Source organism: Paenibacillus sp. B2(2019) (assembly GCF_008370385.1).
Classification (GTDB): domain Bacteria; phylum Bacillota; class Bacilli; order Paenibacillales; family Paenibacillaceae; genus Paenibacillus_AQ.
Genome location: NZ_VTZR01000024.1, coordinates 1 through 24,101, shown reverse-complemented (window position 1 = coordinate 24,101; position 24,101 = coordinate 1). Strand labels below are relative to the sequence as shown.

Below are 24,101 nucleotides of genomic sequence, written 5' to 3'. Positions count from 1 at the left end.
AAGCTTCATACGATGTTTACGTATAACGCGACAAGAAATATAATATCATGAATATCGATAACGCGCAATCCCTTTTTCAAAAAAAGTTTTATCACATTAAAAATAACCCGTCCCAGCATATGCCGACACGGGTTATTAGGCATGCCGATTATCTGCGTTCGTCACTTCTGCTTCTCATTCCGACGAGGCCCAAGAGTCCAAGCAATCCGAGCCAGCCCCAGTTAGATCCTCTGCTGGTAGTCCCAGTATTTGTAGTTGTGCTGGTTGCCCGATATCTACCATCCGTTGTAGTGTTGGATAGTGGAGTTACCGTATTTCTGTTGTAGTTATCCCGGGTGTAATTTTCATTGTAGTTATTGGTGTTAGGTCTATAATTTTCCCCTGTGCGGATCTTATCTCTCATAATGCTCTCATTCTGATTCATCGTTCCCGTGGTGCCGTTCATTAGATTGCCATCCGTATTCATCATCCGAGTGTTATTCACGGTACCATCCATACCAGTATTAGCGTTGGGGATACCGCCTAAAGCTGCTGATCCGATGGCATTAGATGCATAGCTAGCTCCCATTATACTCATTGACAGTACAGTACCGCATGCAAGGCTTGTTATCAGCTTGTTCACAGTGTTATGCCTCCCTTTATAATTAGTGATCACTGATAATTTCCCCTTGGGTGGCACTGTCTATACATGAATAGCTTTACTCTTTTACTACATTCACTGTCTTGCTTGCTGCGTCATACGTAACCTTTGCTCCAAGCGCCTCAGCCAGAGCACGCACGGGTACATATGTTATGCCGGTATCAAGAACACCATCCGTAAGTTTAGTGCCGTTTAAGGTTATCGTTACTTTAACGTCTTTGTTCACCTGGTCATCCTCCCCAGTAATTCTTTTTAAAGCTTCATTGACCTGATCCGTCGTAGGACGTTTACCTGCCCGAAGTTGAGTCGTGGTTAAGCCGAAGGCCATTTGCAGATGGGAATAATCTTTAAAAGACGTCCAGTCTCCTCCCCACTCAAGCCCTAGCTGTTTTCCCACCTGTACAACCTCTTGCCAGTCCGCTATTTTATCTTTATCACCATCACGATTCATATCCCAGGAAAGACTTTTTCCATCCGGCAGCAAAAGCGCAAAATCAAACGCAAGGCCATAATTGTGATAGCTGGTTCCACCCTTGGCGTTGGTAACTACAGGTCCAGGCTTACTTCTCCCCTGCGCATACAAGGCATTTTGTTCAGCAATCGACCGCAATCCCTGAGTAATAACGATGGGTACTCCTCTGGCATAGCTTTGCTGTATCAAAGCCTTCGCCCCTGCTGCCAAAACAGGATGAAGCCCAGCAAGCCTCGCCGCCGATTTGTCCCTCACTTGATCTAAAGTCAGCATAGAATCACCCCTTGGTATAATCAATGATCCCGCTTCCCCATTCGCTTGTACTAATACCCCTGCTTGCCTTAGCATACAAGCATAAACGTCTTCGGCGTCCCTATAAGGAAGGACGATAAGCGTTTAAGCGAGAAATATAAGACATAAAGGATAGGTGCATAACTTATACTTTCTTATATTTTAAAAAAAGACCCCGGTATCCCCGAGATCTCCCCTGAAAAGCACCTATTCATAGCTTCTTCACCTTGGATCATTTCTACAAAAAAGGGCAAAATATTAGCGAAAGGTGGGAACACATATGGACATTCATAGCGATAGCTATAAAGTTGCTGCCCTGAGCGAGCAGGAAGAAGCACTCGAAATTATTCGAAATGCCGAAGCTTCCATTGCAAATCTGACCGGCAACCCAACGGTGACCCTAATTGCTTATGAAAAAAGTGAAGTCAGCGGTTCTCAGCATTAGACGATGTAAACCTCCACTAGATCATCTACATTGATCCACTTCCATTCCTCCGCCCACTGCAGCTTAAACTCACGCGAGTGGGTGTGAATGGAAGTCACAAAACCACTAATTGTCGTATTCTCAAAAGGATCAAACACCACAACAGTGACGCGCACATGACTCCGTAACGATAAAGCAAGTGTACATTCGATCTCCTCCAGCTTCTGCTCATCTAGAATAGGCTTAATGCGGCGCAGGGTCTCCCGTTCATCCCTAATAATTCTTACCTTGTGCTCCGGCAGCATCATGCGACTGCTTTCCCACAGTCCGTTTTTCTCCAGCTTTTTGCCCATGGTAACCCCTCCCTAATTTCTATACTTATTCCGCTACACACGAACGTATGTTTGTATTATATCCACACCTTCGCTGAATAATCAATAATCAGGAAAAAGATACCACTTTAAAATCCTCCTCTTTTATCTAAAAGTTGTATAATAATTAATATCTAAATGAGAGGAGCTTTCCAATTGAAAAAAAACAATGCCCTGCTCATCCTAATTCCCGTATTATTCCTGTGTCTATACCCCCTCGTATATCGAAGCAGTACCCTCTCAGACCTCACAAAAGGAATCGTAGCTGGCTTATTTATAGGATTGGCAGTGTTACCTCTACTCAAGCTCAAAATCGCATCAAAAAGACGCTGACAGTTGAACTGTTCAGCGCCTAAATTTCGATCTATTCTTGAACTTTCTCTGATTCAGCGGTGGACTGACCATCAGCATCGATGAGTCCTGTTGCTTCTCTTGCTTCATTAAGCTTGGAAATGCCGTATAGCATCGCGACGTCAGCGTTCTGATTCAATTCCTCGAACTTCTCAGCAGTGACCTCTGCGGAATCAGCACCTTGAGAGGCCTGTTCTTTTAGAGAATAAGCACTTTGAAAAGCAATTTTGGACTCATCAAGCAGTTTACGAATGTCTTCGGGCAAGCTAGAGGAAATTTTCACTTTCTCAGCCTGATTGGATAGGTCTGTTGCGGTCTTTTGGAATTCGTTAATCTTCTTCTCCAACTGCCTGTCCGAAAGTTCTCCTGCTGAATAAGCAGCAATAGCTTCGTTGAACTCCGCTAAAGATGATTTTCCTAATTCATCAAGTTTAGACATTTCATTGTAGAAGTTTTGTACGGTTTCCTGCACTTCTTCTTCCGAGGCAGGAGCCGATGAAGTTGAATTATTATTGCTGCAGGCGCTAAGGATGACAGTCAGCATTAGCGTTCCTATTAGTAACACTTTTTTCATTATTTATCCCTCCACTTAACAGAATAATGTCGGTTTGTGTAAAGCGCAAATGAAATTTATGTAAAATGACTATTATGTTATAATTATTTCAATTGTAATCAGGGAAGGAGAGTATTTATGCCTTATTGCACAACCTGCGGATCAGAATATAAGCAGGGCGCTAAATTTTGTGGAGAATGCGGATCTAGCATTGACGGCACTGCTCCAGTGACCGCCCGCCGTCCATCAGCAAATCCAAACGCTACTCAAGAAGTCGTGCTCTGGAAAGGCAAACCAGCCAGTATCTCTGATCGCCTCAAAGGAATCGTACGCCTAAACACGACTACGTACACCATTACAAGCCAGCGCATTATGGTAAAGACTGGACTTATCGGTAAAAATGTCGAAGAAATCGAATTACTGCGTGTACGCGATTTATCCGTAGCACAATCTATCATGGACCGGATGCTCGGCATCGGTACATTAACTGTATTTTCTGATGATGCCTCAGCGCCTCAGCTTCTTTTCCGAAAAATCCATGATGCCCAAACCGTCAAAGATGTTCTGCGCAAAGCTGTTCGTGACGAGAAGATCGCCAACAACATTAGCTACCGTGAACAAATCTAAGAACCTTTCACATTAAAAAAGCCCCGAAATCCGGGGCTTTTTCGCTAATATTCCGATGCTCGAATCAGTTCGGATATCGTCTTATGGAAGATAAAAAGCTCCTGCTGGAATAATCCCTTTGAGTTGGCTAGGACTTTCCCACTGCAATACAATTCGCGCGTCCCCCTCATTCTCATAGTACTCCACCTTTACTTCATGCAGCTTACCTGCAATCAGATTTACACTGCCTTTTCGCTCCTGTCCACTCTGATTCACCCAGCTATCAATGATCAGCCCTCCATCAATCCACACCCGTACCCCGTCATCAGAGGAGGAGTAAATGGTATAGGTTTCACTATAGGCTGCAGTCAGTTTTCCACTCCACCGTACAGAGAAAGCGTCGACACGAATGGCTGGATCAGGGGAACCCTGTTTCCACGAAAATTGGATGTTAGCATCGGTTCGCGTCAGCGCAGGTGCGCCGCTAAGAGTCATGTTATTGTAATATTGCCCCCATAGTCCACTCTGCAGCACACTGTCTCCCTTAGCGGCTACAATTGCCGCCTCAGCAGCATACTCTTCCCGCGTGAATACAAAGCTGTCATTCATAAAGGCTCTAATTACCGCATCGGTATTCTTCTCATAAAGAAGCTTGCCCCAGGTCATCTGATAAGACCATTTGGGCTGTGATTTAGATAGTAGTGCAGGGGACGGTAGCTCTCCATTTTCTCCAATCGCGATCACTTTTCCACGACCCAGATCCCATAGACTATCATAGTGACTCCCCTTAAAATCCCCATCATAGATATCTAGTGCCAGCACATCTACTTTGTCACCGCTTGGGTAGTATTCGGCAGGGTCATCACTCCACTGATTTTTGGCGTTTGGGCTCCAGACCCACAATAAATTATGCAGCTTATGATAGCTTGTAAAACGGTCAAACATAAGGTTCCACAGTCCCACGTAGTTGATCTTCTTCCCCCACCAGAACCATCCGCCATTCATTTCATGATACGGCCGCCAGAGCACAGGAACACCTGCATCATTTAGTTTTTTTAAAGAAAGGGCTATCTTATCCAGATCAGCGATCAGTGCGTTGTACTGAGAGGTACCCGGGGTTATATATTTGTCAAAATCAGCGTTGCTTATGCTCGTAGATACGTTATCCCAAGCTGGCGCAGTCCCTGGCAACTGAGCGTGATAGCTAATCGTTACGATTCCACCGGCTTTATACCAGCGAATAGCGCTGCTAACGACCCAATCCCGCTGATTGTCTATTAGTGCCGCCGTCTGATTATTGATTGCCCCCAGCTCATAGCCGTGAAGGGCGGCGTATTGCCCGCTAGTATTTTTCAGCTTCCCATTGAACTCATCCGCGCTCTCCAAATAATCATGTTGTCCACTAATCCATCCTTTTCCTTGCAGAAAATAAAGGGTATTCAACAATTTCTGAGCAGAAGGTACCGTTTCCGAATCCGCCGGAGCCATTTGCAATTTACGATATGCTATTTGCCACTGAACATCGCTCACAAACCTCGATGCCGAATCAACCATATTTCGAAGATTGCGCTGTTCCATCCACTCTCACATCCTTTTAACTTTTTTAAGTTATAGTATGGGGATACTAGTGACATGAACTCAGCGAATGGACATGAAGTTGTAATTTAATTTAGGACAGTGTAAGGAACTGCTGAATAAATTCACGGCTCAATAAAAAAAGGAGCCCGGCGGCTCCTGACTATATCTCCAATTTACCTCGTATATCTCAGCGGTAGTAATTCAGAAATATCATATTTAGCTAACCGGCCGTCCTCGGATACAATAACTTTGCAATCCTTCCCGTAATCAGCAATTAACTCACGGCACATCCCGCAGGGAGAAACTACTTTAATTTCTCTTTCCTCGCTGTCCGGATCAGAATGCCTTACCGCAACAATCGTATCAAATTCCTTGTAGCCTTCGGATATCGCTTTTCCAATCACCATCGCTTCTGCACAGACTGTAATTCGTCCCATGCTAGCTTCTACATGTACCGCTGTAAAGATTTCCCCCGTCTTAGTACGGAGCGCCGCCCCTACATGGTGTCTCTCCCATTCATAACGTCTAGTAATAATATCTTCAGCAGAGGCAATAAGTGTCTGATCTTCAATCGTAATCAAATACTCCATTTCCAATTCCGTCCTCCTCTTATTTTTCCTAAGTATATTAAATCGCACTGCATTATGATATAAGATATACTATTTTAAGTTCCAAAAAAGGAGGAGCAGATTTGAAAATACAGAAATTACTCACCAGTCTCATCATTGTTGTGTTACTTGCTTTTGGCGGTTACTGGTATGAACAGAACGGAGATCCGGCAGCCCCCTCGTCCACATCCGATTCAGAAGTTGTTCAGCTGATCTTCCCATCAGATCGTTATCCTGAGACCGCTAAGCACATTCAGGACGCGATTGCCAAAGGGGAGTCCGCGACGTGCACGATTAACCGTGAGCAGGCTGAAGACAACCGCAAAGAATCCTTAAAAGGGATCCCCACCAAAAAAGGCTACGACCGCGATGAATGGCCCATGGCCATGTGTAATGAAGGCGGCAAAGGGGCCGACATTGAATACATAACCCCAAAAGATAACCGCGGTGCAGGAAGCTGGGTTGGCAATCAGTTAGAAGATTATGCGGATGGAACCCGCGTAGAATTTATGTTCAAATAATAAGCTAACGTGAACAGTGCTTCAAAAGAATAGCCCCATCCGGTATACCGGATGGGGCTACAATGTGCATCAGCTAGCTTAGAATAAGCAAGCTTTAGTGATGATAACCAGCAAGATGAAGAGTACCAGAATAGCTCCTGTTGAAGTAAAAGGACTACACACCGGACCTACATTTACTGGGCTTACTACAGGACCTACGTTACAACCACAATGTTCCATTCCCATAATTAATTCCTCCTAATGATTAATGACTACAGCACAAGATATGTAAAAAGGAGATAAGCCGTTTGGGCGAACTGGCAAACAAATGCTATTCACCTAATGAATTAGGTAGGCACTGTCGATAAACAGGATATACACAAAGGAGGTGCAATATGGATATAGCCGCATTATCAATGGCAATGAGTCAAGCATCCCTGGCTCAAAATGTGGGGATACAGGTCATGAGTATTGCCAAAAATCAGGCTGAAACCCAGAGTCAAATGATGGTGGAAATGCTGGGCAAAAGCGTTGCTCCCAATTTAGGAAAAACACTTGATATTAGTGTTTAATTGCTTTATGCTAAGGACACACGAGAACACTCGTTCTTATGTGTCCTTATGTTTTTTACTTTACATAGCCTTCGGGCTTTTCTTTTGCTCATTTATGCGAACATACGATCCTATAACTGATTCTGAATGAGGTGAATGATATGAATAACATGAAATCCTATTATCAAATGACTGCGCTGGAGAAGTGGACAGAAGATTTATACAAGCGTCTGAACCTTACTCAGCCTTCGCAAATTTCGATTGCTTATATTGCAGAACGGCTTAATATTTGGGTTCATTATTTGGATGTAAGAAGCAAGAGCATCGAAGCATCAGCGGGGATGTACACCATGTTTATTGACAACCGGCTTCCAGCCAGTCTGCAGCGGCTAGAGTTTCTCCATGAGCTCTGTCATCTGCTCCGCCATGGTACTGATCAAATATTGATGCCAGAACATTTTACGCGGGCACAGGAGGATGAATCTGAGCGATTTATTCTTTATGCAGCTATGCCCTACTCCATGATCTCCCGCATGACATTGCCTGAGCAACGGGAAGATGCAATCAGCTATCTTGCAGCAGAATTTCAAGTGCCAAACGAGCTGGCTTTACAGCGGATTGATCAAATTCAAAGACGTGTTTTTCAGGGGCAATTATTGGCCGTGATGGGAAGAAACGAAGAACGATTAACACATATTCAATAATGACTGCGGTGATAATAAGGGTAGTCGCAATGAAGGACCATTAATTATGGTGGAATTTCTCGCAAGGGGGATCGATATGGAAGCCATTAAAGTAATTGAATTATTGATGACTCATCCAGATTATAACGTAGATGCAGTACACCCCGAAATTCCGGATTTTGTTGGGATCGAGTCGATTGAAGTGGATCATGAAACGGGGACCTTCTCCATTTTATTGCAAGAACCCAAAGACGACTGAAGATGATTTGTGTAAGTTCATAATAAAAAGGCAGCAAGTATAGTATACCCAGGCAATTCTTTACCTACGCGGGTTTAACTATCGGCGGGAAATTTGCTGCCTTATTTGTAATAGTAAAGCTCTCAATTATGCGGATACAAACTGAATCACACCAATAAGAGTTAGAATGAGGAATATGCCCACGAACCCCCAAATAATAAACCATAAGATTCTCAGACCTGGTAGCTTCGGATTAGTATGATTCTCTAATACCTTAATTCGCCGCTCCAGCTCCTGTATTTTTTCTTCTTGTTGCATCATTTTCTTCCTCCCTTCTAATGTGTAAATTACAAGATACAATAGATATGACATACCAGTCACAATATATTACCTTATAATATATACATTTTAGCTAAATGGAGGGAATTAATGAAGAAAAGAACAAAAATAATTCTTATTACCTTCGTTATTGTATATGGAGTCGCTTCTTTAGCGCTTCAGGCCTTCCGAAATCATATGGATAATGAAGTGATTCATTATTTGGTAGCTACGAGAGATTATAAGAATGAAGATCTTTATAAAGTACACACCCAGATTAGTAAGGCTCCCGTCGTAAGTACAACGGTGATTTTTGCAGATGAACCTAACGCAAGATACTCTTATCGAAAAGAGAAGGATCGGATTTATCAATATAGCATGGCTCTTGTAAAAAGGTTTGATCCAAACTATACATATAAACATAGTGAGGAGACCCTCCCGTAAAGGGGAACTTCTATTATAAAGGTGCGATTGTCTCAACAGTCATGATATGGCTGCTGGGGCAATCGCACCTTTTTTAGATTCTAACCCTTGATCTAGACGCTAACAAATTTTCTCAGGAACATAATGTGACCAAATGCCGTCCTAAATGGTGTTATAGGTAAAGGGGGCATAGAATCATGCAACGATCCATGACCCGGCCGGGAAATCATGTGATAAAGAGTTACGAAATCTACGCAGATATGCTGTTCCGGATTGCTTTGGTCCATTTAGGCAGCCGCCAAGATGCCGAAGAGGCCACTCAGGATACCTTCATCAAACTGATAGAAAAAGCACCAAAGTTCAAAGACGCTGAACATCAAAAAGCATGGCTGATCCGGGTAATCACCAATCATTGTAAAACATTACTGGGCAGAGGCTGGCGCAAGCGCGAGGTTAAGCTGGAAAATGCTGAGCCGATTGCGGTAGACACCCCCGAGGATTTGGCTCTACTGCAGTTAGTTATGGCGATGCCTATGAAGTATAAAACCGTAATCCATCTTTATTATTACGAGGACTATCCCATCCAGGAAATCAGCAAGATTCTGCAGATTAGTCAGTCTGCCGTGAAGATGAGACTTCAGCGGGGACGGCAACTGTTAAAACTGGAGCTGGAAGGAGTGGAATCACAATGAAAGAAGATCAGTTTCGAACATTATACAAGAAAGCGGTGGATTCTATGAAACCAGGTGAAGAGATGAAAAAAGAATTGATCGACAAACTGGAGCAACAGCAGGAACGGAAACGTCCACGCAAGACGGTTTATATCGCGGCAAGTATCGTCCTCGCCGCCGGGATCGGCTTAGCTGCACCTAATATATGGCAGCAGTTAAATGGCCAGAGTACTCAAGGGCAAATCGCTCAGGTAACTCCAGGTCCAAGCCAACCAGACAATTCTGGCACAAATGCGTCCGGAAGCATTGTTATCCCCAAGCTGGAACTGCCAGATACCAAATCTGGCGTTATGGCAGATATGATCGCTCTAGTCGTATATAAAGATAACATTTATACACAGTCTGCGACTCGAATCAACGCAGCCGATGCTACCGCTCTGCGCGGTGACAAGCTTGGACGTACTACAGGTGGCATCGATGAATGGAGCGGTAAAGACAAATATATTGAGTTAGCTTCTAACATCGGCGAAACGGATATCTATTCCGTAAAGGGATATGATTCCGATTTCCTGATTATGTCCTATTCGGAAATCAACGGCGAGGTATTCGCCGAACTGTATGAGCATACAAACGGGATCACCGTAAACAGTGGCGCAGATCTATTTGGCAAGCTAAATCTGGAAGGTCGAATTACTTCCGCACAATGGGAAAGCTTCGACAGTTGGAACAACGGACAGCAGCAGTACACAACGCTCGCTGACGACGAGGCGCTTAATGGCTTCTTGAAGGCACTCCAAGCAGCCAAACCGCTGGCAGCAGAGTCTCTTACCGCGCAAGGCATCTACGACAGCGAAGACCGCAAGGTTCTCTATCTCCAGCTGGAAGACAACGCCCGAGTAGAACTGACGCTGTTTGGTCAAGGGCTTGTACGTTACGGTCAGGCACCGGTATTTTTCGAAGTCGAATCCGAGGCATTCCAGCAACTGTGGGATAGTATGAAACTATAGGAATGCTGGTCGAAAACCGAGAGTACAGCGATTGCGACAACGATTGGGACCACTTTTCGGACGCTATACCCATTAGAGAAGTCTAGCTGGATACAAAAAAGGGCGCTGCTTCAAAACCATTTCATGGCTTTGCGACAGCGCCCTTTTTGTGTTGGCAGTATGGTTTGCATTGCACCATGCCAGAATATCTGATTCTAAATAAAAATCCATATATCTCCAAAAGTTTTTGTGTAGTAGAATGATTTTGTCGATTAATATATATGTTTAAGAAGGAGTCTACTTTTGGAATTGTAAATTTGCAAACTGGTTTTTTAAAAACAATCACAATAGACAAAAACACTGTAGAGGATTATGAGATAATGGACGAAACTCATTCCAAAAGTGCTGTGAGTGCTGTGGGAATAGGATTAGTGGGAGGATTTCTACTCGGACCGGTTGGTTTACTCGCTGGCCTTTCAGCTAAGAGTAAAGGAGTTCATATCATTGCAGTTCAGTTCAAGGATGGAAAGAAGAGTTTAATAGAGATAGACGAAAAAATTTACAAAGCTTTTTTGAAGAGTTGTTTTTAGAGAAAGTACATAGTTTAAAAGAGCCGTTGTAGGTTAATCCTATGATGGCTCTTTTACATGTTCAATACCGCTATGATAACGGGACTCAAAAAAAGAACGCCCACCATGGACGTTCCTGAGATTCTTATTCGTATACAACGTTTCAGCTAGTTACGCATTTACACTTTCTGTTTTACGATCCTGTCTTGTGTGTAATGTTTTCATCGCAAATCTTGCTATCGGCTGCGCAACCAACAGTTCAATCCAAAATGCTATACCAAAGTTTCTTGGCCAGATATGAAGGAAGTTTTTAAGTGGCTCTAGACTTATTTGTTTCGTCCCAACCCATGTACCGATTATCGATAGTAGAATAGATAACACCGTAACATTCAATAAAGTATTCAACAGCACCCTAGCATTAAATCCATCGGTTTGTCCCATGAATTTTGGCATCACTTTCCCAACAATCGGCCCGGCAACTAATCTTACGGAAAAAACTACGATCATCCACATAAACGGAATAACCTTTAGTGTATCTATATACACTTCCTTACTGAAGCCACGTTCCAACCCCACAATAATAGGGGCAATAGTGTTTACTGATATGATTGAAATAATGAGTAAAAATAATATACCTTCTTTTCCGTTTCTGGGCAGTCTTGTGTCTCCATGCATGTTTGTCATCTCCGTGAATCATATTTCAGATGGCAGACGTATCATGAGACATATATTTTTGGCCCAATAAAAAGACCAATATCTCTACACACTGATTTAATAATTATAGCACTTTTTTCAAATGAATGTCAGACCTCTATTTAAGATTTATTAAATCCCTCTGCTCTTTAGTGCATTCAAAAGATTTAAACTATCCCTGCAAGCGCATGGCGATAAATCTGGTATCAGTGCATCCGTTAGCAAGCTCAAAATTCCAGCCTTCCTAATTCCCTGCCTTTTGAATTTATGTACCTATAGCCAGCAAAAAACCCTTACAAAGTAAGAGTTTTTGATAAGCGGACCCTGAGGGACTCGAACCCCCGACCAATCGGTTATGAGCCGACCGCTCTAACCAACTGATATAGAGGAAAGGGATAAATGCCTTAAACTCTATTTAAGAACTCTTGTTTTTATTGGGATTAGCTAATATCGATTAAACTTAATTAAAATGAGTTTGTGACCAATGTGCCCATTAGACCCTGGAGTTTGTCCTGGGTTTCTTTATGGGCTTTTAAGCACAACTACAAACTCAACATTTTCTGTTTTTCAAATAGTTATATCCACCAATAGATATGAGGGCTCCACACATCATTACAACCATCAAAGATTGTCGTTCCTCATTCGCAACATCATAATTATTGAACAATAATGAAATACCTGGTTTCATTTTCTCTGCTTTATGTATTTCTTAATCAAATAAAACAATACAAATCCTAACAACACCAAGCCAAGTATGGTGATCCATAGAATCGTTGGATTCCCTACGAAAAAGTATGTATTTCTGTATTGAAAATCTTCATTGTTCATCAGTATAAAAGCTCCTTGTTCTAAGAACTATCTATTTCTTCGCAACCCATCGTTTTTCAACTTTGAAGTCCTTCTTAATTACTTTATTATCCCATGACTCCAGTATAATCCTGGGCTCTGACTCAAGGATATCCTTTGCTTTATCAATCTGCCCTGACTTGAAAAAGTTTATAATTTCTATAAGGTCACTTCTACTATGTAATCTTACGGCGTTATAACTAGCAAGTTCTTCACACGCTGAGGTATATTGATTTGAGGATATTACCATGGACTTTTTTGCCCTGTAATATCTCATGGAACTATAGATCTCTTGAACAGCTTCTAACCCTACTGGATAAGAATAACACTTTGCCTGAACAACATTTCGAACCCCCTCCCCGTCTGTAAACACTAAGTCAGATCCAAAATCTCTGCCTCCTCTCGTTTTATATGCATCACTATAACCCATGGCCAAAAATAAACGATACAGATATTCTACAAAGCCAGTTCCGTCTTCCATTCGGTCTATGTCCTGGATCGTAATCTTAAGTGGATCAATTACTATACTTTGGGGAGGGTAACTCTTCTTTCTAGATAAAACTTTGAATACAAAAACAGCAGTAATGATAGCAAGAATAACCAACAAAATTATCATTTTTGTCAACCAGCAACCCCCATTAATATAAGAACCTCGCCAATGCCGGCGAGGTTCTTCCAAATTGCAATGCCATTACTCCCAAAGCCTAGAACCTTAATATAAATTATTTGGAACATTATGTATATATGACTGGTAAGAAAAAGTCCTAGACTACTGTTGGTTTATTGAACTAACGTTTCCCGTTAGTTCAACGATCCGAACACCAAATGGATTTGAGCTTTTGTTGTTAACTAATTACAACATTTCCTGAAATTCCTGTAACCTACTAGAAATTGAGATACTATCAGGAAATATTGCAGAGGCACAATTCAGAATACGGACGGCGTCTTCCTTATGGCCACCCCACGTTAATGCTTCGGTGATTCGTATAAATTCAAATTCCATTAAATAGTGTTTATCTGGTTCCTTCCTCATGATGCGGTGATATTCTTCCATCGCATTATCTACTCCATTAGATACAGCTAAAGCTGCAACTTTTTGAGCAATAGATCGCTTGATGTGGGGAATGTTCGAACCAAGCAATAGATCAAGAATTGGATAGAAGGCACTCCCCAGCCAAACATAGTCGCAATTGGTCATAATAGAAATCGCGATGTTTTCATCGGGAAGAAGGAACAGATTGCTCAAAAAACCGGTATCCCATCCTGAATGCGAGATGATACGCAAACCCTTATATTCTCCCAGAAACCAGCCTAATCCAATCTGTGCATTTTCTTGACCGTAACTAGTTGTTGCATGTGGCCTCCACATTTCATCATAGCTGCCGGATTGTAATAATTGATAGCCATTTCCTGCAGTTCCGCGGTTTTGATGCATCAGCAGATATTGGCACATATCTTCAGCATTAGTATATAAGGTGGAACTGGGGCCATGTGCCCTGTTGTACGGAAAGACATCATTAACATAGCCACCATAACCATTGGAAGTACCCAAAACATGAGGTGCGGCTAGATGAGTTTCAATTTCCAGTTTCAGAAACGAACTGGACCGCATTCCAATTGGTTCAAGAATGTTATTTTTCATATATTCCTCGAAGCTCATTCCGCTAACTTTTGCGATCATGTCTCCCAAAATTTCATATCCGATATTACTATAGGCAAAGTTAACGCCAGGCTCGCTCAGTAACTTGTGACGATAAACACCTTTTACATATCTTTCAAGACTTTGCTCATCATATTCAGGACGGTCCCATGCGTAATCTTCTTCATCCGGCATCCCCGAGGTATGGTTCATAAGCTGCCTTATTGAAAGATTGCGAAATCGCTCGTCCTCCATCTTAAAATACGGTAGATAATGGGTGATCGGTGAATCTAGATCCACTTTGCCACGCTCAACTAATTGCATAATGGCAGTAGCAACGAAGGTTTTAGAAACTGAGGCTTGGTGAAATAAAGTACTCCTGATAAGGGGATCACCTGTCGATAAATTTGCTGTTCCATATTCACCAGTAAATAAAATCTGGTTGTCCCTCACTATTCCGACTGCTAAGCCCGGAAACTGTTCATTTTCTACGAAATCTGCTAGCATTTCATGTAACAAACTCCCTATATTCTGATCATTAATCATTTTAGCCTCCCCAAATATTCGGCATCAAACGCTTAAATTCCCTTAAGTAATAGGTTTATTTTACCATAATGCCAATGCTTTATTTGGTAGAGAATGATTATACTTATTTATGCATCCTGCCCTTTAGCTTAATGCCCTCGACAGTCGAGTACTTTATTTCCTCAGTTTATCAAGACCTAAATTTAAGAAAGTCAGATATAATAAAGGGTTTCACATATTAGTCATGACTAATATGTGAAACCCTTTATGTTCAACTATCGTGTCTCGTTAGCGTAAGCCATAAGATTGCTTACCATCCCATAGTATTCCTCAAGGAGTTTATTTGAGCAATATGGTGCTGAGCATGCAATGAAAATCTTTGAATAGCAATCTCTAAAGTCATAGTACCGTGAGTTGGACTCGTAACTGACCGTGCAAAGTCCGATGGTTTCAATTTGACTAATAATTTCAAAAACCTGATATGGAGTGCTTCCAAAAGTAAGATAGATGTCTCAACTGGGGTATCCTCCTGCCCACAAGTCCTCACGAAATGTTCCTGCAAGTGGTTGCTCCTCGGTTAAACCTCGTTTGAACCGAATATACGCGTTCATTTCAGCATCGGCTAAATGATGAACAATCTGTTGCAACGACCATCCCCCAGTTCAGTAAGAATTGCTTAATTGTCCAACCTCCAAACCGTCAATTGCTTGCCGAAGTTTATTGGGGATTTCAGCTATCGATTCGAAGAATTGTTATCGTTGTTCTTCAGTGGGGTTCTCTATTGCAATGAATTGTCCTATCGGATAACGTAATGAATCCATGTTTATCCCTCCTCATTTGACTCATTGTAACGTACATACCCAATGGTTAAGAAGTTGTACTAATCTGTCCTTTACTTCAATAAAAACGGCAACTGGTTATCTATCCAGGTGCCGTTATATTGTGTTGAGTTAACGTTCCTCGTTAACTTAATCATCGTTGTGTAATGGTTCTCCATAAAACAGATGAAAATGAAGATGTTTTGAGTCTTGGTATTTCCCCAAATTAGTTAATACCCTACATGCACCATACTCAGACTGTACCTGCGTTGCCACCTTTTTTACAACGTCCATCAACTCAATTAATAGTTCGTTATCGCTTTGTTCGAGTGTAAGAAGAGACGAGATATGTTTCTTCGGAATCGTAACAATATGAACTGGATAAAAAGGGCGAGTGTGATGATATGCAAGCACGTTATCAGTCTCGAATACCTTTTGCACAGAAGTACGACCACTTAATACCTCATCACAATAAAAATCCTGAGTCAAACTTATCTCCTCCGCATCCTATTTTCACTATTTTAACATTCACGATAATTTGTCAGTAACCTGCCCTTTGGGTATTGAACTAACGTGTCCCGTTAGTTGAGTTAACTACTGGGGTTTTATAAGAGAAAGTATATCCTTCGGGTGCTCAAATTTATATTTAGCTGGAATACTATCAGGGTTCTTACATCCCCAAAGTGCTAGTCCAAAATCTATACCAGCGTCTCTTGCACATTCATAGTCATAGATAGTGTCACCAATATAGATGGATGACTCCGCAATTGCCTCTGAGATCTGAAGGAATTTTTGCAGCGGATCTGGATGAGGTTTATGAAGCTCCGTGTCATCTGCACATACGATATAATTCAAATCGTCAGCTAGCCCAAACGGGACAAAGTCATTTTGATATTCTTGATAAGTCTTTGAAGTTACCACTCCTGTTGTAACTGAATGCTCCTTTAGGGTGGAAAGTAACTGCTGGATACCGTCAAACACATGAATGGTCTTTTTAAAATCCGCCATGTAATTATTCCAAAGTTGATTTCCAAGCTCAATGTCAGTTATCCCGAGTAGAGGCAAAGATACAGCTCCTGGGATCCCCAGCACGAACTTTAGATCTTGTTGGGGTACACTCAAATTAAAGTGAACTTTCAACATTTTTTGCAAAGAACCCATGACGGCTTCTTCGGTATCAATCAACGTTCCGTCAACATCAAAAATAAAGATTTCGTACATAAACATCTTCTCCTTTAGGTAGCATTGGTCACACTAAGGGTATGTTAAAGTATGAAATCCATTTCAAGTCAACCCTTTAAGTGGATTGACGCACTATAACTCGATATGGAATCTCTATCTTATCCGTTGACTTGTGTATGGCAAGATTAAAAGCGTGTTCACCGACCTGAACCAATCGATGATCTACAGTTGTTAGACCTAGACCGATACCAACAGGCTGATTTTCTTGGCCAATTATCGCAAGATCATCAGGCACGAGTAACTGTGCGCCCCTGGTGTATTGATAAATCCCCGCCGCAACCTCATCCCCGTTTGCATATACAGCGGTTGGCCGAAGATGTGTGGTTAGCAATTGTTGAGCTGCACGAACACCATCATCAATATTATAACAATTACTGACGTGGTACTCGGGTAGCAAATCTCCAAAAACATGCTGATACGCTTTTATCGTCAGTTTTGTACTATTGCTTTCTTCACCTCTCGCCGTTGTAAAAGCGGCGCGGATATGACCTTTATCCTTTAAAAGCGTGAATGCCTCTACGAAGGATGCGTATCGATTCATGTAAGCACAGCCTATTTCAGGGTGTTCAGTATACTCACAAGAAACGATCGTTCCATATTTAGTGAAGGGGGTAAGCAACTCCCAAGGGTTCGAGCGGGAGGTAATAATTACTGCATCGAGTTGCTTACTTTTGAGCATATTTAAGTAGTTAAGTTCTGTTTCTGGGTTGTATTTCGTAGGAAGAACCATCACGGTGTATCCAAGCTCGACCGATCGATTAAGTACGCCATGAAGCATTTGATCAAAAGCCTGATTATTATTGTAGGGCATGATTACACCGATGTTTCTTGTTTCCTTACGAATTAAATCGACAGCAAGACGGTTAGGCGTATAATCCATTTCATCAATCACAGACTGTACGGCCGCCCTTTTGGACTCGGATACATACGGATTATTGTTTAGCACCCTTGATACAGTCGATACAGAAACTCCTGCCCGCTTTGCAATATCATTAATATTAGCCAAGTTGTATCATCCATCCTCTCTTTAACACACAAATCATACCATATATTAGAACTAACCTGCCCGTTAGCCATACATGCAGCGCAAGCGCTGCACCACAGATGATGAAAATGGTTATATCTGCTAATACTGCTACTATGGCTGGGAGAGGAAGGTCGATAAGCTATGGTGCCTACGAGCCCATCCGTTAGTCTGATTCCAACGATCACGGTGCATCACAGATTGTCGCTCCCTATTGGGAAGCACTCATGGGAGATTAATCCTACTCTGATTGTTGCACCAGCCTCTTATCTAATTTAGCCGTAGAGAGGATGCTTTAAGGTGGAAATCGTAGTTGAACGGGCATGAGGTATGGATATTCATAAGGATAATATTACCGCATGTACTCTAACGTCTAACGGAAAGGAGATTCAAACGTTTTCAACTAAAACTGTGTTTCTATTACAATTAATTGACTGGATTAAACAACATGAGTGTACTCACGTTGCTATGGAAAGCACGGGTGTATTTTGGAAGCCTATTGTTAATTTACTTGAAGCCGAAGGAATTGAATTTTTAGTGGTAAATGCCCAGCATATGAAAGCTTTGCCTGGGCGTAAAACAGATGTCAAGGTTATTTATACAGAAATGGTTCCGTTAAATGATGCACAGTACGAAGAAATGTAGATACAAACTGCTCACTAGACAAATCTAAAAAGAGCCCATACCTTCTTCATTGTTCATTTCCCTCCTTCGCTTTAGCAGTTTGTTTAACCAGTTGATTATCGTACACAGCAACTGCACTACATAAAATCGCCTGTAGTACACTATCCACGTTTATTCCAGTAGTCAATACAACTAGGATGGTTGCAGCTAAAGTAACTGTGTAAATAATTGTCCAATCAGGTACCTTTGGAGTTTGTTTAAGGATATACCCAATCACCCAGCACACGGCGACAACCATCAGCAATTCTGGTTTTTACAAAATTCGCAACTGCATTCCATTCCATAACAGAACATCCTCTCTATTCTTCGATTTTGCCAAGCGCTTACGGGCTTGCTTGGTAGACTCTTCAACTCGTGTCACTCGTTCTGGTAATGCATCAAATCGTCTTACCTGGTCTTTTAACTCAAACCGAACATCATCAACGCCATGCTTGATGTACTCAACGTCTGTACGCAAGGCTGCACCGCTGCCAGCCTCCTAAGCAACATCTTCTTTAAAGGCAGATGTCCGAGTTACCCACCCAAGCACAACTCCACTTACTGCTGCGACTATTGCTGTGATTGTTGTAATCTCCACTCCCGTTCCCCCGTTCTCTCCCTCAACATAAAAACCCCCGGACAGTGTCCGAGGGCAAAATAAAAGACACGCCTATTGAGACGTGCCTTGCTGCGCAGTATGTTCCTTATGAACCTTTGAAAAATTATTACTTATAGACTTCATTTGCTAAAATAATAACTTGTTCCTCATTGGAGGACTTCCCTATTTGTTTCGTATTTTCAACCAATCGAAATATATTATCACAACATTGCTTAGCACCCATTACTAATAAAGGAACACCAATAAAATCAATTTTTAATCCCCTTGAGAGGAACCCTCCAATTGACATCAGGATGGGCACCGTGGGTGAAGTATTAGAGAATATTATTTTTTCTTCAAAATGATGTTTTCTTTCAAGTAATAAGCTTAGGTCTCTTAATGCTGGGACTACAAGTTTTGATGACTTCCTACCGATTGTATAAACGGAGTCTCCATTTTCATCAATTCCGTGAAAAATAATCTTACCAGAATCATTTTTCGTTAACTTATTGAAAAATTTAACATTCAATATTTCCTCTGTAGTTAATTTTCGCTCAGACTGAGTAATTTGTTTTAAATGATAAGCTGCTGCCAAAGCTGTTGTATGTGTCCCACCATAATCATTATAGATATAAATCATATTATCATCCTTCATATTTTTTCTATTATGATTATATCCATTTTTTTATGATGTAATTCGTTTAACCAGATTCCTTGAACCGCTCGGACTGATCCGCCATATCAACTGCTTTGTTTGGCTGGATCTTCCACACAATCAAAAAGAGCGCCGGCAATTTCAAAGCGTTCCCGCTTCAAAACCACTGCGCTCTCAATCCATTCCTGCTTTGTTCGCTTGTTCAGGTCATTTAAAATAACATCAACGCCCTGGCAAATCTGTTTTTTTAGGTTCATGTATAGGAATCTTTCTCACAATCATATGCTAACGGTGAATGATAGTACGGCATTAACCGCCTAGGGAAAGGCGGTTTTTTTGGTCCGGAAAAAGGGAGGAATATTTAGACAATCAAATAAAAACTAGTTACTGTATGACGATTAAATAGAAGAGAGCTGCTAAAACAAACCGGTATAGAGCAAACCATTCCAATCGAAGTCGCTTAATCAGTTTGATGAACGTCACTACTGCAATCATTGCCACAAGAAAGGATGTCGCAAAGCCAATTAACATTAGAATCAAATCATCAGAACTCAACAAATCACGACTATCGTACAAATCCAACAAGCTTGCACCAAACATAACTGGCACGGAAATAATGAATGTAAAATCTGCAGCAGCTTTTTGGCTAGTGCCAAGCAACAGGCCGCCTGAAATCGTCGAACCTGATCTCGAAAATCCCGGCCATAACGCCAAGCATTGAAACAGACCAATTCCGAAAGCCTGTTTATAATTAATCCCATCAATAGTATCAGCGGTTTCAGTTCGCCTATTCCGTGCTGCAATGATCATCAACACACCACCAACAACTAGACCGATCAAAACAGGGGTTGGGCCGAATAATTGGCTCTTTATGGTGTCCTTGAAGAGAAGATATAGGATTAATGCTGGTAACATAGCCAAAATCATATGAATGACATTTAATCCTTTGCTTTTGGAAAAATCCATTCTAATCATATTAACCCCAATCTCCAAATACCTTTTCCAATAAAGAATTAGAACTGCCATCACTGCACCCAACTGAATAACAATTTTAAAAGTTATTGCAGCATCTCCCTCAAAGCTAAGCAAATTGCCTGCTAAAATAAGATGTCCAGTAGATGATACTGGTAAAAATTCAGTTAAGCCCTCTATTATGCCAAGTATTATTGCTTTAATTACATCAGTCATCAGTGGATAGTCCCCTTTCGGAAATAAGAACATTTAATTTCCAGTATAAGGGAGACACTTAAACTTCCCCATCGATTAACATAACAATATTCAATTCAGAATGACATAATTGTCACATTAAATTATTTCAGTCTTAAGTAACGACTTTATTAAACTATCATTCCTGTTAGCTTAACAAGAAAATCAAACATTAAACTCAGCTTGGATTTATAAAAAACTCCTTTATCTTCTGAACATGCAGCAGGTACGAATACCGAAAGGTAACTTCCATCCGGTCATTCTGCGGCCGCGTGCGCGGAGCCTCAATCACCATCATAATTCCAAAGCACTGAGAAACCACACAGAACCGTCGCTGGCGGAGGTAACGGAAGAAGGGAGATAAGTCCAAGGGGAGGGATCGGTTCCCCTGCCTCCTCTACCACATTGCGGTCGATGTCGTAATGAAAGACTAACCCTACATCCTCAATAATTCGGTCTGCCCGCGACGTGTGTGCTTTATCGGATACCAAATCCGTCGTCAAAATCATGCATGTTCACTGCCTTTTACATCACAAGTCACCAATTACTCACGCCAGTAACGGCGTGGGTTAGAGTCAATCACCAAATATTTTCTTCCAAATAACAATACTTCGTCGCTGATTCGAACGTCTGCTGTCTTCGGAACCCCAATTGCCTTTTTGACAATGTATATGACAGGGGTGGATTCTGCCTTGGCATCAGTTTGCGTCTAACAACGAAACATTTCAAATCTGCGATCTTCCCTGCCTTCCGATCGCTGAATAGGTTGTCCGCATCCTGCTGGCGACCGACCCGGTACACTACCAGCGGTGTATTCATGCGGTGATTCATAGTAAATAGGTTGTGATGTTTCCATCATCCGGCCCGGGCTGCTGCTTCTTGACCCACAGGAAGAGGATAGAGTCCACATCAGCATTGCCTGTGGTCTTCCCTTCAACTGCCTGTCGGGTATATGTCCAAGCTCCGTCACTTTCCGCTGAGTAGCCGCGGGCGACTGAAGCCAGGTATTCTTCGCTATCTTGTAGAGCCAGCGACTCCGCAAGCTTCACCCAGGCCAACATGAGCTGCTTGTCTACCATCTCTGGAAAAGGAACAGGTAAATACAACTCGATCCGGGTCAGTGCATCGTCTATATACTGCTCAAGCTGTTCACCAGTTGCCTCCTGCACGGCGCTGACGCGACTACGGTTTAAGGAGTGTCGCTGTCAGCATCCAGCACACCGCCGCCTTCCAGTGCCTTCAGGGCGGCGATCAACTCCGGCTTCTTCTGATCCGCCAAACCCTCGTGGCGAACGGTACACCGTTGGCCCCCTTGTCTACCAGGGAGATGTGCGTGATCTTTGCGTCTTTCAGTTTAAATGTCATGTTATTTTCTCACCTCCTTTCAATAAAAGTAGAAGCTATTATTAGATGACTCCTTGCAAATTGTAATGGCGTCAAACTTCATAAAATAAATAATAGACTGACCCTAATAATAGAAGCAGCGGCAATCATGGACAAAAAACATCCTAGACTACCGCTGTTTTTTTAACTATCGTTTCCATTAGTATAATGTTCTTAGCTAATTTACTTTCTTAACTAGGATTCGTTACATATTGTTAACAATAGAAATCTGCCAAATGTTATACATTGATTTAAGTGCCAAACTTTTTATTCGGCCAACTTTTTTCTGATTTTTCTCCAGAAGCCGTCATTCCTCCGATTAATATGATTCTCATTGTAGATCAGCAGACTATAGGAGGACCACATAGTAGATGTTCGAATAATTACATTTGCGCCAATAGTGATCAAAATAACACAAATAGGATAATAAGGGACTAACGCGCCTTCGGAGATCCCCCTTCTTTCTAGCAAAAAGCCCATTCCGCCTACCGCTACCATGCCAGCACCCACGATGATCACAGTTGCGTACCTACTTTTCAATCTATTCAAACGCTCAGTCAATTGCTTTACATAACCTTGATCCAATATAAGAGGCTCTTTATCCAGCACATGGTACCTTTCCTCGTCTTTCAGTATAGCGGACATGAGAACAACGACACCCCCTGCCGCCAACAGAATGATAATAAGAAACGAAAAAATGACTGATTCCTTCCGAAGCATCAAATACGGCAAAAAAGACATAATTAGAAGGCACAGGCCTGTCGCAATGCGATTGGATGACTTTTGCTGATGAATCAAATACCCTTCCGCCATCTCTTGGCTGACATAATACCCACGCTCTTTAACGCTGCCCTTTACCTCTCCCTCCTTTAGCAAATAATCGATGGACACCTCGAACAAGTTGCCAATCATAAGCAGCTTTTCGGTTTCGGGAAACCCTTGTCCGTTTTCCCACTTGCTGACTGCCTGTCTGGTTGTGCACAGTTTTTCGGCCAGCACTTCCTGGGAATAACCTTTTTCTTTTCTAAGTTGCAACAATTTTTCGCTAAAAGACATTGGCTTACTCTCCTTTGCTATATATTTCCTTAATTATAGAAAAACAATGGAGTCAATGCTATATGATTGAGGTTGCGTTTGCGCCACTTGCAGTTGCAAGTGCGTAATAAACAATAAATTTAGAATAAACGGTTCTTAGTTAATCAATCATTGGTCTGCCCGTTAACATTATCAATCCATCACCGACTGCATTGTGCAGCGGCAGCGGATGTTCTCCTCCGGTCGTCCTGAAGGATCACCGGGGAACATCAGCTTACTCTTACCGACTTCAAAAGGCTTGTCCAGCGGCTGTACCTGGCCGTTTGCTTTACGGTGTGTCTTTCGGGTCCTGTCACCTTTAGAAGAACGCCATTTCTTACCGGTGACCACCTCGGATTGCTTCCAGCCTTCAAGCTTACCGCCATTTGCCACTGCCGTGCTCATGGCTCGCGAAACGGTAATAGCCCGCTCCATGTTGAATGGACCAACATCACCTTTGGCGGCCGCCGCGCTGATCTCACGTACTAGCAACGCCCGCTCAAAAGGGGTTTTTCCCTCCTTAATAGCTTTCTGAAAAGCCCGGGTCATGACATCCGAACTGGTGCCGTTCATATCTGATACCAGCTTCTTGAGGTTCTTCGCAAATCGGGATGCCGCCTTGTTTTTGAATGAGGAATAGAAGAGTGAGTAAATAGAGTGATAGACTGATAATGATCATTAAGCTAACTGGCAGGCTAGCGTAAACAAATGATCAAAGTATTACGGAGTTAATTACATTTCGGGATTAGCGCAATGATTTTCGGCAGCTTCGTTTGGTTAACGGGGGTAGTTTAAGAAAATGTAAATATTTACTTGCGAACTAATGTTCGGTATAATAAACTTGATTCCATTACAAAAAGGAGATGTTGGATATGTATAAACACATTAAAGATTTTGCCGCA

The 24,101-nt window shown here is 42.0% G+C and carries 36 protein-coding genes and 1 pseudogene; 11 read left to right on the top strand and 26 right to left on the bottom strand.

Going from position 1 to position 24,101, the window contains the following annotated elements; all coding sequences use genetic code 11:
* Positions 1-148: 148 nt before the first annotated feature.
* Positions 149-622, bottom strand: a complete 474-nt coding sequence (locus PAENI_RS32685) for a WGxxGxxG-CTERM domain-containing protein (RefSeq protein WP_262495683.1) — start codon at positions 620-622, stop codon at positions 149-151.
* A 76-nt stretch (positions 623-698) separates the two neighbouring features.
* Complete coding sequence (locus tag PAENI_RS21465) at positions 699-1,385, bottom strand: M15 family metallopeptidase (protein WP_149646647.1); 687 nt, start codon at positions 1,383-1,385, stop codon at positions 699-701.
* 298 nt (positions 1,386-1,683) lie between these two features.
* On the opposite strand from PAENI_RS21465, the gene PAENI_RS31945 reads away from it, so the two are divergent.
* Positions 1,684-1,848, top strand: a complete 165-nt coding sequence (locus PAENI_RS31945; RefSeq protein ID WP_179283823.1) for a hypothetical protein — start codon at positions 1,684-1,686, stop codon at positions 1,846-1,848.
* On the opposite strand, the gene PAENI_RS21460 is transcribed toward PAENI_RS31945, so the two are convergent.
* A complete protein-coding gene (locus PAENI_RS21460; RefSeq protein ID WP_149646646.1) occupies positions 1,845-2,180 on the bottom strand; it encodes a YolD-like family protein in 336 nt (111 codons plus the stop codon). The genes PAENI_RS31945 and PAENI_RS21460 overlap by 4 nt on opposite strands.
* Before the next feature lie 382 nt (positions 2,181-2,562).
* Complete coding sequence (locus PAENI_RS21455; protein ID WP_149646645.1) at positions 2,563-3,123, bottom strand: hypothetical protein; 561 nt, start codon at positions 3,121-3,123, stop codon at positions 2,563-2,565.
* A 117-nt stretch (positions 3,124-3,240) separates the two neighbouring features.
* Between PAENI_RS21455 and PAENI_RS21450 the strand changes: the two genes are divergently transcribed.
* Positions 3,241-3,729, top strand: a complete 489-nt coding sequence (locus PAENI_RS21450) for a PH domain-containing protein (RefSeq protein WP_149646644.1) — start codon at positions 3,241-3,243, stop codon at positions 3,727-3,729.
* 81 nt (positions 3,730-3,810) lie between these two features.
* Here the strand turns inward: PAENI_RS21450 and PAENI_RS21445 are convergent, their stop codons facing one another.
* Together PAENI_RS21445 and PAENI_RS21440 are read right to left on the bottom strand one after the other, a co-directional pair.
* Complete coding sequence (locus tag PAENI_RS21445) at positions 3,811-5,286, bottom strand: glycosyl hydrolase (protein WP_149646643.1); 1,476 nt, start codon at positions 5,284-5,286, stop codon at positions 3,811-3,813.
* Positions 5,287-5,459: 173 nt separating this feature from the next.
* Positions 5,460-5,876 carry a cytidine deaminase gene (locus tag PAENI_RS21440; protein WP_060626661.1) on the bottom strand — a complete coding sequence of 139 codons (417 nt, stop codon included), beginning with the start codon at positions 5,874-5,876 and terminating at the stop codon, positions 5,460-5,462.
* Positions 5,877-5,983: 107 nt separating this feature from the next.
* On the opposite strand from PAENI_RS21440, the gene PAENI_RS21435 reads away from it, so the two are divergent.
* A complete protein-coding gene (locus tag PAENI_RS21435) occupies positions 5,984-6,415 on the top strand; it encodes a NucA/NucB deoxyribonuclease domain-containing protein (protein ID WP_149647047.1) in 432 nt (143 codons plus the stop codon).
* Positions 6,416-6,493: 78 nt separating this feature from the next.
* Here the strand turns inward: PAENI_RS21435 and PAENI_RS31940 are convergent, their stop codons facing one another.
* Complete coding sequence (locus PAENI_RS31940; protein WP_156113170.1) at positions 6,494-6,640, bottom strand: hypothetical protein; 147 nt, start codon at positions 6,638-6,640, stop codon at positions 6,494-6,496.
* Positions 6,641-6,789: 149 nt separating this feature from the next.
* Here PAENI_RS31940 and PAENI_RS21430 point away from each other — a divergent pair, with 149 nt between their 5' ends.
* The 3 genes from PAENI_RS21430 to PAENI_RS31935 all read left to right on the top strand — a co-directional run bounded on the left by PAENI_RS21430 (position 6,790) and on the right by PAENI_RS31935 (position 7,887).
* A complete protein-coding gene (locus PAENI_RS21430; RefSeq protein WP_082651349.1) occupies positions 6,790-6,966 on the top strand; it encodes a YjfB family protein in 177 nt (58 codons plus the stop codon).
* Positions 6,967-7,106: 140 nt separating this feature from the next.
* The gene (locus PAENI_RS21425) at positions 7,107-7,649 is read left to right on the top strand and encodes an ImmA/IrrE family metallo-endopeptidase (RefSeq protein WP_262495682.1); all 543 of its coding nucleotides are present in this window, start codon (positions 7,107-7,109) and stop codon (positions 7,647-7,649) included.
* Positions 7,650-7,725: 76 nt separating this feature from the next.
* A complete protein-coding gene (locus tag PAENI_RS31935) occupies positions 7,726-7,887 on the top strand; it encodes a hypothetical protein (protein WP_170880221.1) in 162 nt (53 codons plus the stop codon).
* Between the two features lie 126 nt (positions 7,888-8,013).
* On the opposite strand, the gene PAENI_RS31930 is transcribed toward PAENI_RS31935, so the two are convergent.
* Positions 8,014-8,187 carry a hypothetical protein gene (locus tag PAENI_RS31930; protein WP_188114643.1) on the bottom strand — a complete coding sequence of 58 codons (174 nt, stop codon included), beginning with the start codon at positions 8,185-8,187 and terminating at the stop codon, positions 8,014-8,016.
* 108 nt (positions 8,188-8,295) lie between these two features.
* On the opposite strand from PAENI_RS31930, the gene PAENI_RS21420 reads away from it, so the two are divergent.
* From PAENI_RS21420 to PAENI_RS21405, 4 genes are all read left to right on the top strand, one after another.
* Complete coding sequence (locus PAENI_RS21420; protein ID WP_149646642.1) at positions 8,296-8,628, top strand: DUF3139 domain-containing protein; 333 nt, start codon at positions 8,296-8,298, stop codon at positions 8,626-8,628.
* A 176-nt stretch (positions 8,629-8,804) separates the two neighbouring features.
* Entirely contained in the window at positions 8,805-9,299 is a 495-nt protein-coding gene (locus tag PAENI_RS21415; RefSeq protein ID WP_042190786.1) for an RNA polymerase sigma factor, read from the top strand.
* The gene (locus tag PAENI_RS21410; protein ID WP_149646641.1) at positions 9,296-10,285 is read left to right on the top strand and encodes a hypothetical protein; all 990 of its coding nucleotides are present in this window, start codon (positions 9,296-9,298) and stop codon (positions 10,283-10,285) included. The genes PAENI_RS21415 and PAENI_RS21410 overlap by 4 nt, the downstream gene beginning before the upstream one ends.
* Positions 10,286-10,545: 260 nt before the next feature.
* A complete protein-coding gene (locus PAENI_RS21405) occupies positions 10,546-10,854 on the top strand; it encodes a hypothetical protein (RefSeq protein ID WP_149646640.1) in 309 nt (102 codons plus the stop codon).
* Positions 10,855-11,004: 150 nt separating this feature from the next.
* Here the strand turns inward: PAENI_RS21405 and PAENI_RS21400 are convergent, their stop codons facing one another.
* The 8 genes from PAENI_RS21400 to PAENI_RS21370 all read right to left on the bottom strand — a co-directional run bounded on the left by PAENI_RS21400 (position 11,005) and on the right by PAENI_RS21370 (position 17,602).
* Positions 11,005-11,508 carry a DUF2798 domain-containing protein gene (locus PAENI_RS21400; protein ID WP_076284742.1) on the bottom strand — a complete coding sequence of 168 codons (504 nt, stop codon included), beginning with the start codon at positions 11,506-11,508 and terminating at the stop codon, positions 11,005-11,007.
* An 877-nt stretch (positions 11,509-12,385) separates the two neighbouring features.
* Entirely contained in the window at positions 12,386-12,988 is a 603-nt protein-coding gene (locus tag PAENI_RS21395; RefSeq protein WP_149647046.1) for a restriction endonuclease, read from the bottom strand.
* A gap of 237 nt (positions 12,989-13,225) precedes the next feature.
* A complete protein-coding gene (locus tag PAENI_RS21390; protein WP_149646639.1) occupies positions 13,226-14,557 on the bottom strand; it encodes a serine hydrolase domain-containing protein in 1,332 nt (443 codons plus the stop codon).
* Positions 14,558-14,846: 289 nt separating this feature from the next.
* Entirely contained in the window at positions 14,847-15,083 is a 237-nt protein-coding gene (locus PAENI_RS33085) for a DinB family protein (RefSeq protein WP_410477489.1), read from the bottom strand.
* A complete protein-coding gene (locus tag PAENI_RS32680; protein WP_262495681.1) occupies positions 15,049-15,183 on the bottom strand; it encodes a DinB family protein in 135 nt (44 codons plus the stop codon). The genes PAENI_RS33085 and PAENI_RS32680 overlap by 35 nt, the downstream gene beginning before the upstream one ends.
* Before the next feature lie 321 nt (positions 15,184-15,504).
* The gene (locus PAENI_RS21380; protein WP_060626665.1) at positions 15,505-15,843 is read right to left on the bottom strand and encodes an HIT domain-containing protein; all 339 of its coding nucleotides are present in this window, start codon (positions 15,841-15,843) and stop codon (positions 15,505-15,507) included.
* A gap of 105 nt (positions 15,844-15,948) precedes the next feature.
* Positions 15,949-16,575: an HAD family hydrolase gene (locus tag PAENI_RS21375; protein ID WP_149646638.1), complete on the bottom strand. Its 627-nt coding sequence runs from the start codon at positions 16,573-16,575 to the stop codon at positions 15,949-15,951.
* 76 nt (positions 16,576-16,651) lie between these two features.
* A complete protein-coding gene (locus PAENI_RS21370) occupies positions 16,652-17,602 on the bottom strand; it encodes a LacI family DNA-binding transcriptional regulator (protein ID WP_060626897.1) in 951 nt (316 codons plus the stop codon).
* A gap of 348 nt (positions 17,603-17,950) precedes the next feature.
* On the opposite strand from PAENI_RS21370, the pseudogene PAENI_RS21365 reads away from it, so the two are divergent.
* Positions 17,951-18,211, top strand: a pseudogene (locus PAENI_RS21365) (IS110 family transposase); the annotation flags it as partial.
* A gap of 100 nt (positions 18,212-18,311) precedes the next feature.
* On the opposite strand, the gene PAENI_RS21360 reads toward PAENI_RS21365, so the two are convergent.
* The 10 genes from PAENI_RS21360 to PAENI_RS21325 form a co-directional block, all read right to left on the bottom strand.
* Complete coding sequence (locus PAENI_RS21360) at positions 18,312-18,542, bottom strand: phage holin family protein (protein WP_188114642.1); 231 nt, start codon at positions 18,540-18,542, stop codon at positions 18,312-18,314.
* A 15-nt stretch (positions 18,543-18,557) separates the two neighbouring features.
* On the bottom strand, positions 18,558-18,761 hold the full coding sequence (locus PAENI_RS32965) for a hypothetical protein (protein ID WP_316502866.1): 204 nt from the start codon (positions 18,759-18,761) through the stop codon (positions 18,558-18,560).
* 247 nt (positions 18,762-19,008) lie between these two features.
* Positions 19,009-19,521 (bottom strand): DUF3189 family protein, encoded by a 513-nt coding sequence (locus PAENI_RS21350; protein ID WP_149646637.1) that lies wholly within the window; start codon positions 19,519-19,521, stop codon positions 19,009-19,011.
* A gap of 101 nt (positions 19,522-19,622) precedes the next feature.
* Positions 19,623-19,793, bottom strand: coding sequence for a hypothetical protein (locus PAENI_RS31925; RefSeq protein ID WP_188114641.1), 171 nt, complete (start codon positions 19,791-19,793; stop codon positions 19,623-19,625).
* 127 nt (positions 19,794-19,920) lie between these two features.
* Positions 19,921-20,724 carry an undecaprenyl-diphosphate phosphatase gene (locus PAENI_RS21345; RefSeq protein ID WP_149646636.1) on the bottom strand — a complete coding sequence of 268 codons (804 nt, stop codon included), beginning with the start codon at positions 20,722-20,724 and terminating at the stop codon, positions 19,921-19,923.
* Between the two features lie 302 nt (positions 20,725-21,026).
* Positions 21,027-21,251 (bottom strand): hypothetical protein, encoded by a 225-nt coding sequence (locus PAENI_RS21340; RefSeq protein ID WP_149646635.1) that lies wholly within the window; start codon positions 21,249-21,251, stop codon positions 21,027-21,029.
* Positions 21,252-21,321: 70 nt separating this feature from the next.
* Positions 21,322-21,573, bottom strand: a complete 252-nt coding sequence (locus PAENI_RS32285; protein WP_262495679.1) for a hypothetical protein — start codon at positions 21,571-21,573, stop codon at positions 21,322-21,324.
* Entirely contained in the window at positions 21,570-21,911 is a 342-nt protein-coding gene (locus tag PAENI_RS21335) for a hypothetical protein (RefSeq protein ID WP_262495678.1), read from the bottom strand. Before PAENI_RS21335 ends, PAENI_RS32285 begins: the two co-directional genes overlap by 4 nt.
* A 481-nt stretch (positions 21,912-22,392) precedes the next feature.
* Positions 22,393-23,181 carry a helix-turn-helix domain-containing protein gene (locus PAENI_RS21330; protein WP_149646634.1) on the bottom strand — a complete coding sequence of 263 codons (789 nt, stop codon included), beginning with the start codon at positions 23,179-23,181 and terminating at the stop codon, positions 22,393-22,395.
* A gap of 171 nt (positions 23,182-23,352) precedes the next feature.
* On the bottom strand, positions 23,353-23,748 hold the full coding sequence (locus PAENI_RS21325) for a phage minor head protein (protein WP_262495722.1): 396 nt from the start codon (positions 23,746-23,748) through the stop codon (positions 23,353-23,355).
* Positions 23,749-24,101: the final 353 nt, after the last annotated feature.

Bases quoted from the DNA above. Each gene is read 5' to 3' on its own strand.
- PAENI_RS21465 (WP_149646647.1), bottom strand. From the start codon at position 1,385: ATGCTGACTTTAGATCAAGTGAGGGACAAATCGGCGGCGAGGCTTGCT.
- PAENI_RS31945 (WP_179283823.1), top strand. From the start codon at position 1,684: ATGGACATTCATAGCGATAGCTATAAAGTTGCTGCCCTGAGCGAGCAG.
- PAENI_RS21460 (WP_149646646.1), bottom strand. From the start codon at position 2,180: ATGGGCAAAAAGCTGGAGAAAAACGGACTGTGGGAAAGCAGTCGCATG.
- PAENI_RS21455 (WP_149646645.1), bottom strand. From the start codon at position 3,123: ATGAAAAAAGTGTTACTAATAGGAACGCTAATGCTGACTGTCATCCTT.
- PAENI_RS21450 (WP_149646644.1), top strand. From the start codon at position 3,241: ATGCCTTATTGCACAACCTGCGGATCAGAATATAAGCAGGGCGCTAAA.
- PAENI_RS21445 (WP_149646643.1), bottom strand. From the start codon at position 5,286: ATGGAACAGCGCAATCTTCGAAATATGGTTGATTCGGCATCGAGGTTT.
- PAENI_RS21440 (WP_060626661.1), bottom strand. From the start codon at position 5,876: ATGGAGTATTTGATTACGATTGAAGATCAGACACTTATTGCCTCTGCT.
- PAENI_RS31940 (WP_156113170.1), bottom strand. From the start codon at position 6,640: ATGGGAATGGAACATTGTGGTTGTAACGTAGGTCCTGTAGTAAGCCCA.
- PAENI_RS21430 (WP_082651349.1), top strand. From the start codon at position 6,790: ATGGATATAGCCGCATTATCAATGGCAATGAGTCAAGCATCCCTGGCT.
- PAENI_RS21425 (WP_262495682.1), top strand. From the start codon at position 7,107: ATGAATAACATGAAATCCTATTATCAAATGACTGCGCTGGAGAAGTGG.
- PAENI_RS31935 (WP_170880221.1), top strand. From the start codon at position 7,726: ATGGAAGCCATTAAAGTAATTGAATTATTGATGACTCATCCAGATTAT.
- PAENI_RS31930 (WP_188114643.1), bottom strand. From the start codon at position 8,187: ATGATGCAACAAGAAGAAAAAATACAGGAGCTGGAGCGGCGAATTAAG.
- PAENI_RS21420 (WP_149646642.1), top strand. From the start codon at position 8,296: ATGAAGAAAAGAACAAAAATAATTCTTATTACCTTCGTTATTGTATAT.
- PAENI_RS21415 (WP_042190786.1), top strand. From the start codon at position 8,805: ATGCAACGATCCATGACCCGGCCGGGAAATCATGTGATAAAGAGTTAC.
- PAENI_RS21410 (WP_149646641.1), top strand. From the start codon at position 9,296: ATGAAAGAAGATCAGTTTCGAACATTATACAAGAAAGCGGTGGATTCT.
- PAENI_RS21405 (WP_149646640.1), top strand. From the start codon at position 10,546: ATGTTTAAGAAGGAGTCTACTTTTGGAATTGTAAATTTGCAAACTGGT.
- PAENI_RS21400 (WP_076284742.1), bottom strand. From the start codon at position 11,508: ATGCATGGAGACACAAGACTGCCCAGAAACGGAAAAGAAGGTATATTA.
- PAENI_RS21395 (WP_149647046.1), bottom strand. From the start codon at position 12,988: ATGATAATTTTGTTGGTTATTCTTGCTATCATTACTGCTGTTTTTGTA.
- PAENI_RS21390 (WP_149646639.1), bottom strand. From the start codon at position 14,557: ATGATTAATGATCAGAATATAGGGAGTTTGTTACATGAAATGCTAGCA.
- PAENI_RS21375 (WP_149646638.1), bottom strand. From the start codon at position 16,575: ATGTACGAAATCTTTATTTTTGATGTTGACGGAACGTTGATTGATACC.
- PAENI_RS21360 (WP_188114642.1), bottom strand. From the start codon at position 18,542: ATGGTTGTCGCCGTGTGCTGGGTGATTGGGTATATCCTTAAACAAACT.
- PAENI_RS21350 (WP_149646637.1), bottom strand. From the start codon at position 19,521: ATGATTTATATCTATAATGATTATGGTGGGACACATACAACAGCTTTG.
- PAENI_RS31925 (WP_188114641.1), bottom strand. From the start codon at position 19,793: ATGAACCTAAAAAAACAGATTTGCCAGGGCGTTGATGTTATTTTAAAT.
- PAENI_RS21345 (WP_149646636.1), bottom strand. From the start codon at position 20,724: ATGACTGATGTAATTAAAGCAATAATACTTGGCATAATAGAGGGCTTA.
- PAENI_RS21340 (WP_149646635.1), bottom strand. From the start codon at position 21,251: ATGATTTTGACGACGGATTTGGTATCCGATAAAGCACACACGTCGCGG.
- PAENI_RS32285 (WP_262495679.1), bottom strand. From the start codon at position 21,573: ATGAATCACCGCATGAATACACCGCTGGTAGTGTACCGGGTCGGTCGC.
- PAENI_RS21330 (WP_149646634.1), bottom strand. From the start codon at position 23,181: ATGTCTTTTAGCGAAAAATTGTTGCAACTTAGAAAAGAAAAAGGTTAT.
- PAENI_RS21325 (WP_262495722.1), bottom strand. From the start codon at position 23,748: ATGACCCGGGCTTTTCAGAAAGCTATTAAGGAGGGAAAAACCCCTTTT.